The organism is Micromonospora sp. ATLC16, assembly GCF_057196645.1.
Genome location: NZ_JBXUOW010000166.1, coordinates 1 through 1,063 on the forward strand (window position 1 = coordinate 1; position 1,063 = coordinate 1,063).

The 1,063-nt window shown below is 65.9% G+C and carries 1 protein-coding gene; it reads left to right on the plus strand.

What is annotated here, in order from left to right:
* Positions 1 to 769 precede the first annotated feature (769 nt).
* Positions 770 to 1,063 (plus strand): helix-turn-helix domain-containing protein (locus AC2CHE_RS26880; RefSeq protein ID WP_484507615.1); only part of this gene is annotated, 294 nt, incomplete at its 3' end.

Consider the following 1,063-nt stretch of genomic DNA (forward strand, 5'->3'; position numbering starts at 1 on the left):
GAGCACCTGGCGACGCCGCCACCAAGCCCGCGCCCGCTGGTTCCACCAACGCACCAGACTCAACCGCGAATACGCCCTGGTCAACTAGCCAATGGCGGCTGCCGTACTAGTGCCTCGTCTCTGAACGTTGATCGTGTAATCCGTCGGTTCAGTGGATTCGTCGGGCAGGCTGTCTCTCATCGTTGAGGGTGGGAGGTGGTGACCGGTGGGCCGGCGGCCGGAGGTGTTCGTCCGGCAGGTGTCGATGGCCGCATCGCTGTCGCGCTCGGCAGGTGCATCGCAGGGCTCATGTCCACTCGGCCGTCTCGTAGAGCCTCATTGGTCGTGCCAGGCACGTCGCCGCCGAACCGGCGAGACGGCCACCGCTGGGCCGTGAGCTTGGGGAATGTGGTTCGGATTCTGCCAAGTATGGTCCACGCACGTCAAGGCCACTTCCCGGGTTCGGGAGGTGGCCTTTCTGCTGCCCGTACAGCAGCTAACTACAGCAGTTCGTCCGGCAGGGCGAGCAGTCGAGGGTGCCAAGAGGGGCGTTGCCTCGTGCAGCGCGGAGCGGCTGTCCTGGTGCTGTCGACAGCAATGGGGAGAGACGGACATGGGTGCGGGTGGACGGGTGCGGATACCGCTCGAGGTCAGAGACAGACGCGGACCGGCCTGGACGGAGCGCCCAGAACTTACAAGCGAGGGGTCAACGGCGTGCGATGTTGCGGGTACGGTCGATGGGGTGGCGGCTGGGCGGGTTCGCCTGGCCTGTTGAGCTTGGAGCGGCGTTATGGCCTCGTCCGTCGATCCGCGCTTCGGCGTAGCTCTGCGTGAGTTTCGGGAGCGGCGTTGCCTGTCGCTTCGATCTCTGGGGCAGCTCGCGCATCGGAGTAAGAGTCATCTGCACGAGTTGGAGACAGGGCTGAAGGCTCCGACAGCGGACACGGCGCGCCACCTGGATCAGATTCTCGGTGCGGGAGGCGTGCTTGTTGGCCTGGTGGATGCGCCGGTCGACCACGCCGCCGAGGCCGGCGAGCTGCTTGCGAGAGTCGCTGCCAGTGACGTGAGCAGAGACGTGCTCGAC